This is a genomic window from Novosphingobium sp. ZW T3_23, from assembly GCF_044987305.1.
Lineage (GTDB): Bacteria > Pseudomonadota > Alphaproteobacteria > Sphingomonadales > Sphingomonadaceae > Novosphingobium.
The window spans coordinates 80,883-96,146 of record NZ_JBJDRF010000015.1; the positions used below are offsets into that span (position 1 = coordinate 80,883).

General features: G+C 65.0%; 17 protein-coding genes. 5 read left to right on the forward strand and 12 right to left on the reverse strand.

The genetic code is table 11. The annotated features are described in order from the left end of the window. Positions 1-46: 46 nt before the first annotated feature. Positions 47-829, reverse strand: coding sequence for an SDR family NAD(P)-dependent oxidoreductase (locus ACI3K3_RS10710; RefSeq protein ID WP_404913568.1), 783 nt, complete (start codon positions 827-829; stop codon positions 47-49). Between the two features lie 172 nt (positions 830-1,001). Between ACI3K3_RS10710 and ACI3K3_RS10715 the strand changes: the two genes are divergently transcribed. Next, positions 1,002-2,264, forward strand: coding sequence for a CaiB/BaiF CoA transferase family protein (locus ACI3K3_RS10715; protein WP_404913569.1), 1,263 nt, complete (start codon positions 1,002-1,004; stop codon positions 2,262-2,264). Positions 2,265-2,325: 61 nt separating this feature from the next. Here ACI3K3_RS10715 and ACI3K3_RS10720 read toward each other — a convergent pair whose 3' ends face one another. Together ACI3K3_RS10720 and ACI3K3_RS10725 are read right to left on the reverse strand one after the other, a co-directional pair. Further along, positions 2,326-3,108, reverse strand: coding sequence for an enoyl-CoA hydratase-related protein (locus tag ACI3K3_RS10720; protein WP_404913570.1), 783 nt, complete (start codon positions 3,106-3,108; stop codon positions 2,326-2,328). Between the two features lie 16 nt (positions 3,109-3,124). Beyond that, complete coding sequence (locus ACI3K3_RS10725; RefSeq protein WP_404913571.1) at positions 3,125-4,105, reverse strand: NAD(P)H-dependent flavin oxidoreductase; 981 nt, start codon at positions 4,103-4,105, stop codon at positions 3,125-3,127. Between ACI3K3_RS10725 and ACI3K3_RS10730 the strand changes: the two genes are divergently transcribed. The 3 genes from ACI3K3_RS10730 to ACI3K3_RS10740 all read left to right on the forward strand — a co-directional run bounded on the left by ACI3K3_RS10730 (position 4,095) and on the right by ACI3K3_RS10740 (position 6,679). Then, complete coding sequence (locus tag ACI3K3_RS10730) at positions 4,095-4,235, forward strand: hypothetical protein (RefSeq protein ID WP_404913572.1); 141 nt, start codon at positions 4,095-4,097, stop codon at positions 4,233-4,235. The genes ACI3K3_RS10725 and ACI3K3_RS10730 overlap by 11 nt on opposite strands. Positions 4,236-4,285: 50 nt before the next feature. After that, positions 4,286-5,152: a zinc metalloprotease HtpX gene (htpX, locus tag ACI3K3_RS10735; RefSeq protein ID WP_404913573.1), complete on the forward strand. Its 867-nt coding sequence runs from the start codon at positions 4,286-4,288 to the stop codon at positions 5,150-5,152. A gap of 111 nt (positions 5,153-5,263) precedes the next feature. After that, positions 5,264-6,679: an SRPBCC family protein gene (locus ACI3K3_RS10740; RefSeq protein WP_404913574.1), complete on the forward strand. Its 1,416-nt coding sequence runs from the start codon at positions 5,264-5,266 to the stop codon at positions 6,677-6,679. A 58-nt stretch (positions 6,680-6,737) separates the two neighbouring features. On the opposite strand, the gene ACI3K3_RS10745 is transcribed toward ACI3K3_RS10740, so the two are convergent. The 3 genes from ACI3K3_RS10745 to ACI3K3_RS10755 all read right to left on the reverse strand — a co-directional run bounded on the left by ACI3K3_RS10745 (position 6,738) and on the right by ACI3K3_RS10755 (position 9,340). Continuing rightward, entirely contained in the window at positions 6,738-7,553 is an 816-nt protein-coding gene (locus ACI3K3_RS10745; protein WP_313438726.1) for a LysR family transcriptional regulator, read from the reverse strand. Positions 7,554-7,633: 80 nt separating this feature from the next. Beyond that, positions 7,634-8,032: a Co2+/Mg2+ efflux protein ApaG gene (gene apaG, locus ACI3K3_RS10750; RefSeq protein WP_404913575.1), complete on the reverse strand. Its 399-nt coding sequence runs from the start codon at positions 8,030-8,032 to the stop codon at positions 7,634-7,636. Between the two features lie 99 nt (positions 8,033-8,131). Continuing rightward, on the reverse strand, positions 8,132-9,340 hold the full coding sequence (locus tag ACI3K3_RS10755) for a trans-sulfuration enzyme family protein (RefSeq protein WP_404913576.1): 1,209 nt from the start codon (positions 9,338-9,340) through the stop codon (positions 8,132-8,134). Positions 9,341-9,470: 130 nt separating this feature from the next. Here ACI3K3_RS10755 and ACI3K3_RS10760 point away from each other — a divergent pair, with 130 nt between their 5' ends. Then, a complete protein-coding gene (locus ACI3K3_RS10760; RefSeq protein ID WP_404913577.1) occupies positions 9,471-10,754 on the forward strand; it encodes a phospholipid carrier-dependent glycosyltransferase in 1,284 nt (427 codons plus the stop codon). Positions 10,755-10,775: 21 nt separating this feature from the next. On the opposite strand, the gene ACI3K3_RS10765 is transcribed toward ACI3K3_RS10760, so the two are convergent. The 6 genes from ACI3K3_RS10765 to ACI3K3_RS10790 all read right to left on the reverse strand — a co-directional run bounded on the left by ACI3K3_RS10765 (position 10,776) and on the right by ACI3K3_RS10790 (position 15,136). Then, a complete protein-coding gene (locus tag ACI3K3_RS10765) occupies positions 10,776-11,117 on the reverse strand; it encodes a hypothetical protein (protein ID WP_404913578.1) in 342 nt (113 codons plus the stop codon). A gap of 103 nt (positions 11,118-11,220) precedes the next feature. After that, the gene (locus ACI3K3_RS10770; RefSeq protein WP_404913579.1) at positions 11,221-11,847 is read right to left on the reverse strand and encodes a DUF2238 domain-containing protein; all 627 of its coding nucleotides are present in this window, start codon (positions 11,845-11,847) and stop codon (positions 11,221-11,223) included. Positions 11,848-11,867: 20 nt separating this feature from the next. Continuing rightward, complete coding sequence (locus ACI3K3_RS10775) at positions 11,868-13,043, reverse strand: glycosyltransferase (protein ID WP_404913580.1); 1,176 nt, start codon at positions 13,041-13,043, stop codon at positions 11,868-11,870. 59 nt (positions 13,044-13,102) lie between these two features. Beyond that, positions 13,103-14,146: a 3-isopropylmalate dehydrogenase gene (gene leuB / locus ACI3K3_RS10780; RefSeq protein WP_404913587.1), complete on the reverse strand. Its 1,044-nt coding sequence runs from the start codon at positions 14,144-14,146 to the stop codon at positions 13,103-13,105. Between the two features lie 19 nt (positions 14,147-14,165). After that, positions 14,166-14,771, reverse strand: coding sequence for a DNA repair protein RecO (locus ACI3K3_RS10785; RefSeq protein WP_404913581.1), 606 nt, complete (start codon positions 14,769-14,771; stop codon positions 14,166-14,168). A gap of 116 nt (positions 14,772-14,887) precedes the next feature. Beyond that, positions 14,888-15,136 (reverse strand): accessory factor UbiK family protein, encoded by a 249-nt coding sequence (locus ACI3K3_RS10790; RefSeq protein WP_404913582.1) that lies wholly within the window; start codon positions 15,134-15,136, stop codon positions 14,888-14,890. Positions 15,137-15,264: the final 128 nt, after the last annotated feature.

A 15,264-nucleotide genomic window follows, 5' to 3' on the forward strand; every position in this document is an offset into this window, starting at 1 on the left:
CGGAGCGATGGGCCTGACGGCAATCGGCGTGGACCGCCCGCCTGGGCTAAGCGCTGGCAGGCTCCACCCAGGTTGTGCGGGTCACTCTCGGGCTGAGGTACTTGGTCGCCGTCCATCCGCCATCGACGACGATCGACTGCCCGTTGATCATCTCGCTGCCCGGCAGGCAAAGGAAGGCGATCACGCTGGCGATGTCTTCCGGCTGTGCTAGGCGCGGATAGGGCGTGGTTTCCACGTTCGCCCGCTTGAATCCTTCGTCCTCGAAGCGATGGCGGACCATGTCGGTCATCGTCACGCCCGGCGCGACACAGTTCGAGCGGATACCGCGGGGACCATACTCGCACGCCATGTGCTCGGTAAGCGACTTCAGTCCGCCTTTGGCCGCGGAATAGGCGCCGCCGCGCCGCCCGCCGATGTGCGCGAAGGTGCTGGTGACGTTGACGACGCTGGAGCCTTGCGAGAGATGCGGAATCACGTCGCGGCAGAGCCGAAACGGGGCAACCAGCATGATGTCCAGGAAATCGTCCAGCGTTTCGTCGTCGGTTTCGTCCAGCGGCTTGGGGCTGCCGACACCGGCATTGTTTACCAGCGCATCGATCCGCCCGAAACGCTCCATCGCTGCGGCAACGATGGCTCCCGGTGCGGCAGGGTCCGTCAGGTCAGCGCTGATCGCCAGAACATGGTCGGGATTGCCGATCTCGGCTTCCAGCACCGCCAGCTTATCCCTGCTGCGACCGACGCCGACGATCGCATAGCCTTCCGAATGGAGGATCTTCGCGGTTTCCAGCCCGATGCCGCTGCCCGCGCCGGTGATGATCGCCGTCTTCATCGCATGATCCCCTCGAATTTCATTCACGTTTTGGGCTCTTTCGCTTCCGGCTAGGCTCTTTCGCCCCGTCGCATAAGCCCGGTCACGCGTTTCGCGATGCGTGATCGTCGCCGCGATAAGCGAGGGCACTCGCCTTGGCCGCTTTCGAGGGCGGGTCTAGCCTCGCCCCATCATGAGCACGAACCACAACGACAAGACCGCTCCCCATTCAGCATTGGCGGGGATTCGCGTCATCGACATGAGCCGCGTCTTCGCCGCCCCGATCGGAGCGCAGATCCTCGGCGATCTCGGCGCGGACGTCATCAAGATCGAACGCCCCGGCGTGGGTGACGACGGGCGCGGCTACGGCTTCTCGTGGGTGCCCGGCAAGGACGGGATCGAGACGCGACACTCCAGCTTCTTCACCGTCTCCAACCGTAACAAGCGGTCCATCACTCTCAATCATTCCCATCCCGAGGGCCAGGCGATCCTGCGTGAACTGGCGAAAAGCGCCGACGTGCTGATCGAGAATTACAAAGTCGGCGATCTCAAGCGCTTCGGCCTGGATTACGAGAGCCTGCGAGAGATCAACCCGCGTCTGATCTACTGCTCGGTCACGGGCTTCGGCCAGACCGGCCCGATGGCGGCGCGGCCCGGCTATGACGGCCTGTTCCAGGCCACCGGCGGCATGATGGCGGTCACCGGCATTCCCGAAGGACAACCCGGCAGCGGACCGCTCAAGACCGGACCCAGCCTGGTGGACTTCGTGACCGGCCACAACACCGCGCTCGCGATTCTCGGCGCCCTGCAATATCGCAACCGCACCGGCCAAGGTCAGTTCATCGACATCGCCCTGCTCGACAGCTCGGTGGCGATGGTCAGTCACATCATGCAGGACTACCTGATCAGCGGCCAGGCGCCGCCACGCCTCGGCAACGGCGGCAATGGCGGGGGGCCGGCTGACCTGATGCGCTGCGCCGACGGCATCGTCTATCTCACCGCCGGCACCGACGAGCACTATCGCCGCCTCACCGTGCTGATGGATCAGCCCGAACTCTTCACCGACCCGCGCTTCGACAGCAACCTGAAGCGCGGCAAGACCAACCGCGCCGAATTGATGGACATCATCAACGCCTGGAGCACCGGCTTCACCGTCGCCCGGATGCAGGAGATGCTCGACAACACCGGCATCCCCGCCGCCCGCTACAACGAACTGGCAGACGTGTGGGAGGACGAGCAGGTCAAGCACCGCAACTTGCGCGCCGCCACGCCCCACGCCTGGGCGGAAAGCGGCTCGGTGGACCTGATCGCCAGCCCTCTCTCCCAGATGTCTGCCAGCCCGGCCACGATCCGCATGGCCCCGCCGATGCTGGGCGAACATACCGCGGAAGTGCTCGCGGAACTCGGCATCGATGAGGCTGGACTGACGGCGCTGCGAGACGCGGGCGCGGTTTAGGGCAGCTTCCCGCCGCCCTTTCCCCTGCCCCCGATCATCCCTGCGAGGTAAGGCGTCCCGCTCAACGCCCCCTGAAAGCCGGATTGCGCTTTTCGGCGAAGGCCGTGACCCCTTCCACGAAATCCTCGGTGCGCGACGCATCGCGCTGGCCGAGCCGTTCGTTGGTGAGAGCCTGCTCCAAAGTGCAGTCGGCGGCGGCCCAGGCGACCTGCTTGATCCGGCGTAGCGACCATGGCCCCTGCGCCAGTTCACCGGCAAGCGCCATGGCGGCCGACTCCACCTCAGGGTCGGGCACTACGCGATTGACGAGGCCCCATTCCAGCGCCCTGGCAGCCGGAAGACGCTCGCCAAGCAGCATCATTTCCATGGCGCGCACGCGGCCCACGGCGCGGGTCAGCAGCCATGACGAGCCGCCATCGGGCACGAGGCCAACGTGGCGGAACGCCTGGAGGAAAAAGCCGCTTTCGCCGCAAACGATAAGATCGCCCGCCATGGCCAGTCCGGCCCCTACGCCCGCCGCCGCGCCGCGCACGGCGGTGACCACCGGCTGCTCCATGTCGCGCATGGCGATGATGACGGGATTGAAGTGCCGGTCGAGCAAGGTACCGACGTCGCGGCGCGGATCGTCGAGCATGTCCTGCGCGTCGCCGAGGTTCGCGCCGGAACAGAACGCCTTTCCTTCACCCGTCAACAGTACCGCCCGCGCCTCGAAGGCAGCGCGGGAGACGGCGTCGAACAGTTCCTCGCCCATCTGTGCCGATCCCGCATTACGCGTTGCCGGATCGTTCATCGAAATGCGCGCGACGCCATTTTCGAGGCTGTAGAGGACTTTCTCGTAAGTCATTGTCTTCGGCTCCCGTTCAGGCCAGCATCTTCCCGAGACGGCCTTCGACGATTTCCTCCGCCTCGGCAACGATCCTATCGATCAGTTCCCGGCACGTGGGCAGGTCGTGGATCAGGCCCTGGACCATGCCCGCCCAGAAGATGCCCTTGGTGAGATCGCCCGACTGGAGCAGTTCGCGGCCGACCGCGCCGGCCACCAGGTGCTTGATATCGTCGAAGGTCGATTCCGGCCGCTCCGAGATCTCGACGACTTCATCCGAAACCCCGTTCTTGCCGACGCGCGCGGTGTTCTTGAACTTGCGGAAGATCAGGTTGGTCCCGCGCTCGTCGTTCTCGATATAGCGGGCCTTGACGTTGTCATGGATCGGCGCTTCCCGGGTGGCGCAGAAACGGGTGCCCATGTTGATGCCCTCCGCCCCCAGCGCCAGCGCCGCGACAAGCCCCCGGCCGTCGCCGAAGCCGCCGCTCGCCAGCATCGGGATCTTCACCTTGTCCGCCGCCGAGGGGATCAGGATGAGGCCGGGAATATCGTCCTCGCCCGGATGGCCTGCGCATTCGAACCCGTCGATCGAGATGATGTCGCAGCCGTGTTTCTCGGCGGAGAGCGCGTGGCGCACGGCCGTGCACTTGTGGATGACGGTGATGCCGTGCGGCTTCACCAGCTCCCAGATTTCGCGCACCTGCTGCGTGCCCGCCGTCTCGATGATCTTCACGCCGCCTTCGATCGCGGCCTGCGCGTAAGCCTTGTAGTCGGGCGGCAGAAGGGTCGGGAACACGGTGATGTTCACAGCAAAAGGCTTGTCGGTCATCGACCGGCAGCGTTCGATCTCCTCGCGCAGCGCCTGCGGGCTCGGCTGAGTCAGGGCTGTCAGGGTTCCCAGACCACCCGCGTTGGATACCGCGCTGGCCAGTTCCGCCAGCCCCACGCCCTGCATACCGCCCTGCACGATCGGATGCTCGATACCGAGCATCTCGGTAACGCGGGTCTTGAACGCCATTGCCTGCAACTCCCTGGAAAACGTCTTTCCGGCCGTCCTAGGCGGGATTTCCGCGCTTGGGGACACCTTGCACCTGCATTTCGCGCAGGCGATGGAAAAGCCGTTCCGGATATTGAAAGCCGCGCCGTGATACCCAGATCGCGCATTCGCCGATTTCGGCAATCCAAAGGAGTTACAGACGTGAACGGTTTCAAGACGGCCATGCTGCTGACGGCGCTCACGGCGCTGTTCATGGGGCTGGGCTATATCTTCGGCGGCGCAGGCGGGGCGATGATCGCGCTGGTGCTGGCGGCGGGGATGAACCTGTTCACCTTCTGGAACGCCGACAGCATCGTGCTTCGGATGCACAATGCACGGGAAGTGGACGAGCGCACCGCGCCCGAATTCTACAACCTCGTGGCGGATCTCGCCCGCCGCGCGCAACTGCCGATGCCGCGCGTATATCTGGTGGAAAGCGCCAATCCCAACGCCTTCGCCACCGGACGCAACCCGGAACACGCGGCAGTGGCGGCGACCACCGGCCTGCTCGACCGGCTGAGCCGCGATGAAGTGGCTGCGGTGATGGCGCACGAACTGGGCCATGTGAAGAATCGCGACACCCTGATCATGACCATGGTGGCGACGATTGCCGGCGCGATCTCCATGATCGCCAACTTCGGGCTGTTCTTCGGCGGGCATGGGGAAGACCGGCCCAATCCGATAGCGGCCATGGCAGCCGTGTTCATGGCACCGTTCGCCGCGATGATCGTGCAGATGGCGATCAGCCGCACGCGCGAATTCGGCGCCGACCGCGCGGGGGCGGAGATCAGCGGCAATCCTCGCGCGCTGGCCTCGGCCTTGGCGAAGATCGCCGGACCAGCGCAGTCGGTGCCGAGCGTGGCTTCGCAGCGCAATCCGGCCGCCGCGCAGCTCTACATCGTGCCGACGTCCGTTTCGGACCTGTTCTCCACCCATCCCGCGACCGAGAAGCGCATTGCCGCGCTGATGGCGATGGAGGAAGTCGCGCCGCGCCGCGCGGCCTCCGCGCTCGATCCCACGCGGAAGTAACAACCAGATAGCGCGCCCGCGATGCGGACGGGTGCGCCTCGGCATTGCCTGCACCGCCCACGGTTGTACATTCGTTCAATACGAACGAAGAATAATCCGAGAGGTGTCGGAGTGCTGAAATCTGTCGACGGCGGGCTGCGGTCCGTCCCCTACCCGATCGACGATCCCGAGCGGATCCCGGTCAAGCGCTACTACGATGCCGAGTTCTACCAGGCCGAGCTGGACCACCTGTGGCCGCACGTCTGGCAGATGGCCTGCCGCGAGGAACAGATCCCCGAAGTGGGCGACTGGATCGAGTACGAGAACGTCGGCAAGTCCGTGGTCGTCGTGCGCACCGCCAGCGGTATCAAGGCCTTCCACAACGCCTGCCGCCATCGCGGCGTACCGTTCGCCGGGGGCACCGGTCAGGCTCATGGCAACTGCAAGAAGTCGGGCTTCGTCTGCCCGTTTCACGGCTGGCGCTGGAACATGGATGGCGAATCGACGCAAGTCTACGGCAAGCACATGTTCTCCGAGCGGCAGCTTCAGGAGGACGATATCAACCTGATCCCCTGCCGCGCCGAAACCTTCATCGGCTGCGTCTGGATCAACCACGACGACGACGCTCCTTCGGTGCGCGAGTCGCTGGGTTCGCTCGCCGGCAATCTCGAAGCGCGCGGGCTCGACAAGATGCGCGCGGAATGGTGCTTCGCCACCGACCTGCCCGCCAATTGGAAGATCGCGATGGAAGCGTTCATGGAAGGCTATCACGTGATGCAGACGCATCCCCAACTCCAGCACGCCGCGCCGATGATGTACGATTCGATGTACCGCAGCCCGCGCGGCCCGGTGCCGATCATGGCCGAACCGCATCTGTCCTATCGCGAGAACCAGGAGTTGCAGGTCAAGTCCATGGCCCTGCTCAGCGAAGGCATGGCGGGCATGGTCCACGAAAAGGAAGTGGAGATCGCACGCGGCCTCATCGGTATCGAGGAAGGTCTGCCGGAAGACCAGAACATGGCGATGTTCCATTGGCTGGGCATCGTCATGCACCAGATCTCGGAACAGCTGAAAGCACGGGGCGAGCCGGTTCCAGACTTGTGCACGGTGTCGCAGACGCATCCGGTGAAGGCGGTGGAGTTCCTCTTCCCGCACTATTTCCTGCTGCCCTACTTCACCTCCATGTCGGCCTACCGCATCCGCCCGCTCGGGCCGGAAAGCTGCCGCTTCGAAATCTGGTCGCTGACTTATGCGCCCGAGGACGACACCTCGGAGCCGGTCATGGAACCGACCGTGCTGCCGTACAACAGTCCGGATTTTCCACCGATTCCCCGGCAGGACTACGCGAACATTCCCATCCAGCAGAAGGGCCTGCACGCCAAGGGCTTCGAGTTCATGCGGTTGTCGCACGAAGTGGAAGGCCTGATCAGCAACTACCAGCGCATCATCGACGGCTACCTGAAGGGTGTTCCGCAGGAGCAGCTTGCCACGGCCATCCACAAGCTGGGCGGCAACTTCGACGGGCCGATCGAGGATCTCGGCTTCTGATCCGAACCAAGCCCCGCCCGCTTCCAACGAAGGCGGGCGGGGGCCATGGGTCTTGGGGTCAATCGGAAAAGGCCTGCTCCGCCAGAGCGCCGACCAGGGCCTTCACTTTCTTCTGGCGCCATTGCGGCAGTGGGGCCACCAGCCAGTAGCCCCGGCGGCACGGCGTCGTCGCCTGGATCACGCTCTGGTCGCTTGCACTGATCAGACCGCGCGCCAGCAAGCCCGGCACGCGGGCGCGACCGAGACCGGACCGCGCGGCGGCGATAGCCTGACCGGCATCGCTCACCGCGATCGCCGGCTTGGCCTCCTCGTTCTCCTGATCGTCCTCGGTGCCGGGTGCGGGATCGCCCGGCCAACCGATCCAGTCGCCCTCGCCGATCTCAACCCATTCCGCTGCGCCCAGGGGCGCGCCCTCAAGCTCTCCCGGACCGTCCGTCCAGCGCACTGCCAGGTCCAGATTGGCCTCGGTGAAGTCCGTCAACTCGCCATCGACGATGACGTAGCGGACTTGCGGGTTTTCTGCCCGAAATGCCGCGAGGCGCGGCGCCAGCCAGGCCGCGAAGAATTCGCGCGGCGCGGCGATCGTATAGACGTGGCTCGATTGCCCCGCCTGCATCGCCTGCACCGCATCCTCGAAATGGAGGAAACCGGTGCGCAAGGCCGCAAGGCCAGCGCCCGCTTCGTCCGTCAGTTCCAGGCCCTTGCTGGTGCGGCGGAACAGCACCACGCCAAGAAGGTCTTCCAGTGCGCGAATCTGCTGGCCCACGGCGGCCGGCGTCACCGCCAGTTCGTCGGCGGCGCGGGTGAACGAAAGGTGGCGTGCCGCTGCATCGAACACGCGCAGGGCATTGAGGGGCAAGTGCGTGCGCTTCATGGGAGTTCCCTATGCGCTGGGACGGTCTGGAGCAATGCCCATGGCGTCTCGATCGATCGGATCGCTCAACGCCCGGTTACTCAACGCGCCGTTGCAGGTGCCGCCAGAGGAAAGAAGGGAATGGCCGCCTCTACCTCGCTGCCATCCTCCCGCAGGAAGACGTAATAGCCTTCCATGGAACCCTGCGGCGTCGGCAGCGGGCAACCGGATACGTAATCATGGCTGCGACCGGGGACGATGACCGGCTGTTCGCCGACCACGCCTTCTCCATCGACCATGCTCACGTCGCCATTGCCATCGGTGATGCGCCAATGCCGGGTCATGAGCTGGAGCGTTTCGTCCGAATCGTTTTCGATGCGGATGTGATAGACCCAGAACCACTTGCCCGCCTCGATGCGTGATTGCTCGGGCAGGAAATTGACGGCGACCCGCACGGTCACACCGTCGGTCATCGCGGTATGCTGGAAGAATTCCTTCATAACGCCCGCCAGCCTAACGATGAAATGAGCCCGCGACAACTGCGCAACCGAACCGGTGAGGGTCGCCACCTCACCGCAAGACCCGCGCTGCGACTATCGTCAGAGCCCGGCCTTGGTCAGCGCCTGATCGAGATCCTCGATGAGGTCGTCTGCGTCTTCGAGCCCGACATTGATACGCAGCATGCCCTCGGTAACACCCATCGCTTCGCGCCCTTCCGGCCCCACGCCGTGATGCGTGGTCGAGGCGGGATGGCACATCAGCGAACGCGAGTCGCCGATGTTGTTGGAGATGTCGATCAGCTCCAACGCATCGAGCAGTGCATGGGCCTGTTCGCGGCCGCCAGCCAGTTCGAAGCTGAAGATCGGGCCGCAGGCATCCATCTGCTTCTGCGCCAGCGCCTGCTGCGGGTGGCTGTCCAGCCAGGGATGCAGGATTTTCGGCACCCGACCGGCAACGAACTGGCCGACCTTCAGCGCATTCTCGCTCTGCTTCTTCGCCCGCAGATCGAGCGTTTCCAAGCCCTTGAGCACGACCCAGGCATTGAACGGCGAAAGATTCGGCCCGGTGTTGCGCTGGAACGGCAGGAGCTTGTCGTTGATGAATTCCTCGGTCCCGCAAACGGCGCCGGCGAGCACGCGGCCCTGCCCGTCCATCAGCTTCGTGGCGGAATAGGCGACGACGTCCACGCCGAATTCCATCGGGCGTTGCAGCACCGGCGAGCAGAACGCGTTGTCCACCACGGTCGTGATGCCGTGCGCCTTGGCGATGGCGCAGATGCCTTCGATATCGGCAATGTCCATCGTCGGATTGGCGGGCGATTCGAAGAAGAACACCTTGGTGTTCGGACGGATCGCGGCTTCCCAGGCGGCCGTGTCGGTGGCGTCGATCACCGTCACGTCGATGCCGAAGCGCGGCAGCAGGCTGTCGCCCAGCCAGCGGCAGGATCCGAAGGCGGCGCGGGCCGAAACCATGTGGTCGCCCGCCGAGAGCTGGCAGAGCAGCGCCGTTGTCATGGCCGCCATGCCGGATGCCTGGGTGCGGCAGGCCTCGGCCCCTTCGAGCAGGGCGATACGCTCTTCCAGCATCTGCACCGTGGGGTTCTGGAGGCGCGAATAGGTCATGCCGTCGTCCTCGCCCATGAAGCGGGCGGCGACGGTGGCGGCATCGTCGTAGCTGTAGCCAGAGGTGAGGAACAGCGCCTCGCTGGTCTCCCCCATTTCCGAGCGCCAGGTGCCGCCGCGGATCGCGCGGGTGGCCGGGCGCCAGTTGCGGGTCTTCGAGCGGTCCTGTCCGGTGGTGCGTTTCATGGCCGAGGCTCTAGAATCGCGAACGCGCCAGCGCAAGGCGCCAATGCAACCTTCTCGCGCATGCTCTTTGGTGGAGCAAGTTCCGGCCAGTCTTGCAGAGCCCCCGCTTCGCCCTTATCCCGCCGACCCGATGCCGAACGCTTCGCGCAATGACCGAGATCCGATCGGCTGGAGCCTGATCGTGGCGGGCCTGTTCCTGGCCCTCGCCCTGTTCCGACTCGCGGAGCCGGGCCGCTACTATTTCGACGAGGTGCACTACGTCCCCGCCGCGCTTAAGCTGCTGGAACTGATCCCGGCCAATCGCGAGCACCCGATGTTCGGCAAGGAAGTGATCGCCGGGTTCATAGCCCTGATGGGCGACCGCCCCCTGGCCTGGCGTATCGGCCCGTTGCTGTTCGGGGCCTTCGGACTATTCGCCTTCGCCCGTTTCGTCTGGCATTTGTCCGGCCGCCGCCGCGCCACGATCACCGCCACCGTCCTGCTGGCGACCAATTTCATGTGGTTCGTCCAGAGCCGCATCTCGATGCTGGACATGATCGAGGCCTCGCTCTGCATGGTCGGGCTCTGGCAGTTCGCGGCAGCCCTCCGCGCGCGGAAAAGAGGCCCTGCCCGCCTGCATCTGGCGGCGGCGGGAATCGCGCTCGGGCTGTCTCTCGGTGCAAAATGGAGCAGCGCGCCCGCTCTGATGATCCCCGGCCTCTGGTTTCTGGCGCTGCGCATCCGCGAGACGGGCTGGAGGTTCATCGGCCGCAAGGGCGCCGGTCCCATCCCCGGCGTCTCTCTGGTGGAGGCGGCGTTCTGGCTGGGGCTGCTGCCGATGCTGGTCTATTGGGCGACTTACGCGCCTGCCATGTTCTATTCCATTCGGCCGACCTCGCCCTGGGGTTTCGTCGAGCAGCACCGGCACATGATCGCGCTTCAGGACAGCGTGAAGAAGCTGCATCCCTATCGCAGTGTCTGGTACCAGTGGATGGTCGATTGGCGCCCGATCTGGTACCAGTTCGAGAGCATCGACGGGCATCAGCACGGCATCGTGATGCTCGGCAACCCCTTCTCCATGATCGCCGGCCTCTTCGCGCTCGTCTGGGGCATCTGGGCATCGATCTTCCGCGCGCGTCGCGACGTCCTGACGCTGGTGCTGCTCTACGCGAGCACGCTGGGCATCTGGATCGTCAATGGCAAGCCGATCCAGTTCTACTACCACTATCTTCTTCCCGGCGCCTTCCTCATGGCCATTCTCGCGTTCGGCCTCGACGCGCTGTGGGAGCGGCGGGACCGCTGGCGCCATCTTGGCACGGGCACGCTGGTCGGTTCCGTCGGCCTGTTCGTGGTGTTCTATCCGATCATTTCGGGTGCGCCGCTGCCGACGAAGGAGTTCTACAATTTCTGGATGTGGTTTCCGAACTGGCGCTAAAACCCATGCGGCTCTGAAAATTCAGGCGGCCTGCATATCGGCTGTCAGCACTTCAAGCCTGCAATCCCCTTCCAGAAGCAGTTCGATCACGCCCGAAGTCCCCTGCGGCCGGCGATAGCGCGCCGGCCACCCTTCGCGCCCGGCGACCGCGAAGACTTCGGCGACGGTCAGCGCAGAGGCCAACGCGATGCCGCATTCCTGGCCAGGGGGAAGCCCTTCCGATCGTTCGAGAATTTCGAGATCGGGCCCTGCCTCCGCAACGACGAGCCAGCCCGCCTGAGCCTGGACCGCCGGGCGGCCGACGATTTCCGTAAGCACGGCCGCGACATGGCATGGATCGCGGACCTTTATGGAAACGCGCACTATCATGGTTCGCCTCATCCCTCGGTTTCCCGCGAAGACAGGATCGCACCGCTCGGCACAAAGGGAAACCGGCGAACGCCCTACCGGCGCCGTCGAAGGTAGTTCAGGTGAACCGGGCCTTCGTCCGCAGGAAGATCGCCGCAAGGACGGCTCCCAGGCCGGCCATGGCCATGTCCTTCTGCGGATCCCAGGGATCGCCCTGCTGGCCGTTGTAGGCCAGCGCATCCGGGCCCGCCATGAACACGGTGAGCAGCCATTCGAAAATCTCGTAGACGGCGCTGCCGGCCAGCACGAACTCTACCGCCACATAGGTCGCCAGCGAGATCGACAGCGCCTTGTGCTTCGCCAGCCAGCCGGAGATCGGATGGACCCAGAGCGCGCCGAAGCTGAAATGGACCAGTCGGTCCCAGCCGTTGCGCTCGAGCCCCAGTGCCTCGGAGGGTGAAGGCAGGCCGATCGCCCGTGCCCAGTCGTCGTAAGGGACGAAGGAATAGATGTAGCGGCCGCCGATCGTGTGAAGCACGAGGAACAGGCAGACGCAGGCCACCGCGCTCGTCGGCATGGGCCATCGCCGCAGCGAGATGCCGATGCCTGCCAGGATCGCCAGGCTGGGCAGGTTCTGCATCGGCGCCAGATGCGGAAACGGCGTGTCCAGCAAGCTGAACAACGCCGCCAAGCCCGTCAGCGCGAGCCATGCCATCTGTCCGCGCGGCAAGGGATGCCGCGTCATGAAGCGTGCCGCCTTGGGGCTCAGTACTTGCCCCAGACGAACTTCGACGAGAGCGCGAAGTTGAACACCGAGGCCAGCAGCACGCCGGTGATCACCGCCAGCACGTCATGGATGCCGATGGTCTTGAGCACCGCGGCCGAGCCGATGTTGGTGAGCAGGCCCAGCGAGCAGGTCAGCGCGAACTGCGCCCAGCCGCGCATCAGCGGGCCGAATCCGCGCAGGCGCTTGTCCGAATAGGTCAGCTCGTTGTTGAGCACGAAGTTGAACGTCATCGCGACGACGGCGGCGATCGTGTTCGAGATGTTGAACGTCGCGCTCTCGGACCAGTTGCCATAGACGAACCGCTCGGCGAACACGAGGTGAAGCATCACCCAGAGCACGCTAAGCTGCACCACGACGCCCAGGGCACCAACCGTGCCGAACAGCGCGAAACGGGTCGGGATGATCCGCCCCAGCCACTTGTCGTAAAGACCCACGAGGAATTCGAACACGACGGTCTGGTCCAGTTTGCTTTCGCCTTCCGCGCGGGCCGCGAAATGGAGCGGGAACTCCTTGACGCGAAGCGGACGGTCTACGGTTGCGAGGATATCGAGGAGAATCTTGAAGCCCACGCCGGAGAGGCGGTGCGCGTCGGCGCGCAGGGTTTCGGTGCGGAGCATGAAGAACCCGCTCATCGGGTCCGTCAGTTCGACGCCGGTCACCTTGTTGGCGATGCGGTTGGCAAGGCCCGACGCCTTGACGCGGTCCGGCCGCCCCCAGGCCTCGGTGCTGGCGCCTTCGGCGAAGCGAGAGGCATAGGCAAGGTCGTATTCGCCGGACGTGACCGCCTTGAGCATGCCTGGCAGCAGGGCCGGGTCGTGCTGGTGGTCGGCGTCCATCACCGCCACCACCGGCGCGGCGGTGGAGCACATCCCTTCGATCGCGGCGCTGGCAAGACCGCGACGCCCGATGCGCTGGATGCAGCGCACACGCGGGTCCACCAGCGACAGGCGGCGTGCCTCGTCCGAGGTACCGTCAGGGCTGTTGTCGTCCACGAAGACGGCTTCCCATGCCACGCCCTGGAGCGCGGCATCGAGACGCTCGATCATCGTCGCGATGTTCTTGCGTTCGTTGTAGGTGGGCAGGACGACCGCCAGCTCCAGTGGTCTGGCGCCAGCTTCGATCGTCCCTGCAATATCAGAACCGGTAATGTTCATGCGCCCCGTGGTAGGTGGTAAATCTGAATAAATCTTAGCCGATCAAGGCCGCGAACGCCTTAGAGGCGTTCGAGCACCGCGTCACCGATCTCACGCGTGCCTGCCGTGCCGCCGAGATCGCCGCCCTTGATGCCGTCGGCCAGCGCCTTCGCGACCGCCGTCTCGATCCGGGCCGCTTCCGCTTCCAGGCCGAACGAATGGCGCAGCAGCATCGCCGCCGAGAGGATCGTCGCCATCGGATTGGCAAGACCCTTGCCCGCGATATCCGGCGCCGAACCGTGGATCGGTTCATAGAGGCCAAGCGTGCCTTCGGCAAGACTGGCCGAGGCGAGCAGGCCGATCGACCCCACGCACATCGATGCCTGGTCGGAAAGAATGTCCCCGAACAGGTTGCCGGTGACGATCACGTCGAACTGGCCGGGGTTCTTCACCAGCTGCATCGCCGCATTGTCGACGTACATATGGGTGAGTTCGACTTCGGGGTAATCCTTGGACACCTCGATCATCACGTCGCGCCAGAGCTGCGAGGTTTCCAGCACGTTGGCCTTGTCGACCGAGCAGAGCTTCTTGCCGCGCCCCATCGCGGCCTTGAAGCCGACATGGGCGATGCGGCGCACTTCGTCCTCGGCATAGGACATCATGTCCCAGCCCTGACGACGGCCGTCCTCCAGCGTGCGGATGCCCTTCTCGCCGAAGTACACGTCGCCGTTCAGCTCGCGCACGATCAGCAGGTCGATCTTGCTGGCCACTTCCGGGCGCAGCGTGGTCAGGTCCTCAAGGCCTGCGAAGACCTGCGCCGGGCGCAGGTTCGCGAAGAGGCCGAGTTCCTTGCGCAGGCCCAGGATGGCCTGTTCCGGGCGGAGATGGCGTTCCAGATGGTCGCAGGAGAAATCGCCCACGGCGCCGAACAGGATCGCCTGCGCCGATCGCGCGATGTCCAGGGTTTCTGCGGGCAGCGGGTGGCCGTGCTTGTAGTAGGCGGCGCCGCCGACATCGCCTTCGACCAGCTCAAGCCCCGGAAGTTCAAGCTTTTCGAGGACGCGCACCGCCTGCTCGGTGACCTCGGGACCGATCCCGTCTCCTGCAAATACCGCGATGCGCATGTCGTTCTCCGCTTGCTTCTCAGCCATGAATCCGTGCCAGCCGCTCGCGCAGCAGGACGCGCGACCCCATAACGTCTCCGCGCCGATCGGCAAGCGGATAGCGCGAAAGCTCACGACCGAGGCGGTCGAAAGTCGTGAGGATAGCGCTCCAGTCATCGTCTTCGGGGCGGTTCACCGGCACCCCGTAACCCAGTTCGCGCAGCAGCAGAACTTCGTAGGAAAGCAGCGGCAATGCCCACCCTCGCGCCGACGGCGCAACGCAGATCGCTTCGAGCAGGGCGCCGAGAGCATCGTAGAGTGCAGGGAAAGGCTGACGCTCCGGCAGGGCTATCGCCGTCAGGGCAGTGACCCAGGAAATCGCGGCGGCGGGAAGCGGCTCGGTCAGCCAGGGGCCGCGACTGGTGACGAGTTCCACCCGCGCGAACGGCAGCTGGCTCTCGCTTTTGGACCGGATGTCCGCTTCCACCGCGTTGCCGGGGATCAGCACGGGCCGCATCTCGCGCCCCCTGCCGCCCGCCACATAGGCGGCGACGATCCCCGCCTCCGCCGTCAACATGCGTGCGATCACCGCCGTCTCGCCGTGCGGGCGGGCAGCACAGACGATGGCGGAAGCGCGAAGCTGCATGGCTGCGGTTACTGACGGGTCCGTACGGCAGAGGCAAGCGCCTAGCGCCGATATGAAAAACGCGGGAAATCTCCCGCGTTTTTCGATGCTACTGAAATCGGATCGAAGAAGAAGCCTTACTGCCCCGATTTGCCTTCGAGCGCCTCGATACGCGCCTTCAGCGCCTCGACCTCTCCGCGCGCGGTGGCGGCAAGTTCCTTGACCGCCTCGAACTCCTCGCGGGTGACATAGTCCATGTCGCCCATGAGTTCCTTGAAGCGCTCACGCGCGTTGTCGCGCGCTTCACGGCCCACGCCGGCGAGCGTGCCGGCAGCACTGTTCATCATCTTGACGAAATCGGCGACGAAGGGGTTTTCGCTTTGCATGCCGCGTTATTTGGTATGTCGCGCGAAAACGCGCAAGAGGCCTTGACGATTTTCCCGCCAGCCCGGCAGCAGGTACTTTAGAGACTGTTTGGAAAATGCCCCGAGGGCATTTTCAGTGCGGCACCAGC

Coding starts and splice junctions, on each gene's coding strand:
- ACI3K3_RS10710 (WP_404913568.1), bottom strand. CDS start 829: ATGAAGACGGCGATCATCACCGGCGCGGGCAGCGGCATCGGGCTGGAA.
- ACI3K3_RS10715 (WP_404913569.1), top strand. CDS start 1,002: ATGAGCACGAACCACAACGACAAGACCGCTCCCCATTCAGCATTGGCG.
- ACI3K3_RS10720 (WP_404913570.1), bottom strand. CDS start 3,108: ATGACTTACGAGAAAGTCCTCTACAGCCTCGAAAATGGCGTCGCGCGC.
- ACI3K3_RS10725 (WP_404913571.1), bottom strand. CDS start 4,105: ATGGCGTTCAAGACCCGCGTTACCGAGATGCTCGGTATCGAGCATCCG.
- ACI3K3_RS10745 (WP_313438726.1), bottom strand. CDS start 7,553: ATGAAGCGCACGCACTTGCCCCTCAATGCCCTGCGCGTGTTCGATGCA.
- apaG (WP_404913575.1), bottom strand. CDS start 8,032: ATGAAGGAATTCTTCCAGCATACCGCGATGACCGACGGTGTGACCGTG.
- ACI3K3_RS10755 (WP_404913576.1), bottom strand. CDS start 9,340: ATGAAACGCACCACCGGACAGGACCGCTCGAAGACCCGCAACTGGCGC.
- ACI3K3_RS10760 (WP_404913577.1), top strand. CDS start 9,471: ATGCCGAACGCTTCGCGCAATGACCGAGATCCGATCGGCTGGAGCCTG.
- ACI3K3_RS10770 (WP_404913579.1), bottom strand. CDS start 11,847: ATGACGCGGCATCCCTTGCCGCGCGGACAGATGGCATGGCTCGCGCTG.
- ACI3K3_RS10775 (WP_404913580.1), bottom strand. CDS start 13,043: ATGAACATTACCGGTTCTGATATTGCAGGGACGATCGAAGCTGGCGCC.
- leuB (WP_404913587.1), bottom strand. CDS start 14,146: ATGCGCATCGCGGTATTTGCAGGAGACGGGATCGGTCCCGAGGTCACC.
- ACI3K3_RS10785 (WP_404913581.1), bottom strand. CDS start 14,771: ATGCAGCTTCGCGCTTCCGCCATCGTCTGTGCTGCCCGCCCGCACGGC.
- ACI3K3_RS10790 (WP_404913582.1), bottom strand. CDS start 15,136: ATGCAAAGCGAAAACCCCTTCGTCGCCGATTTCGTCAAGATGATGAAC.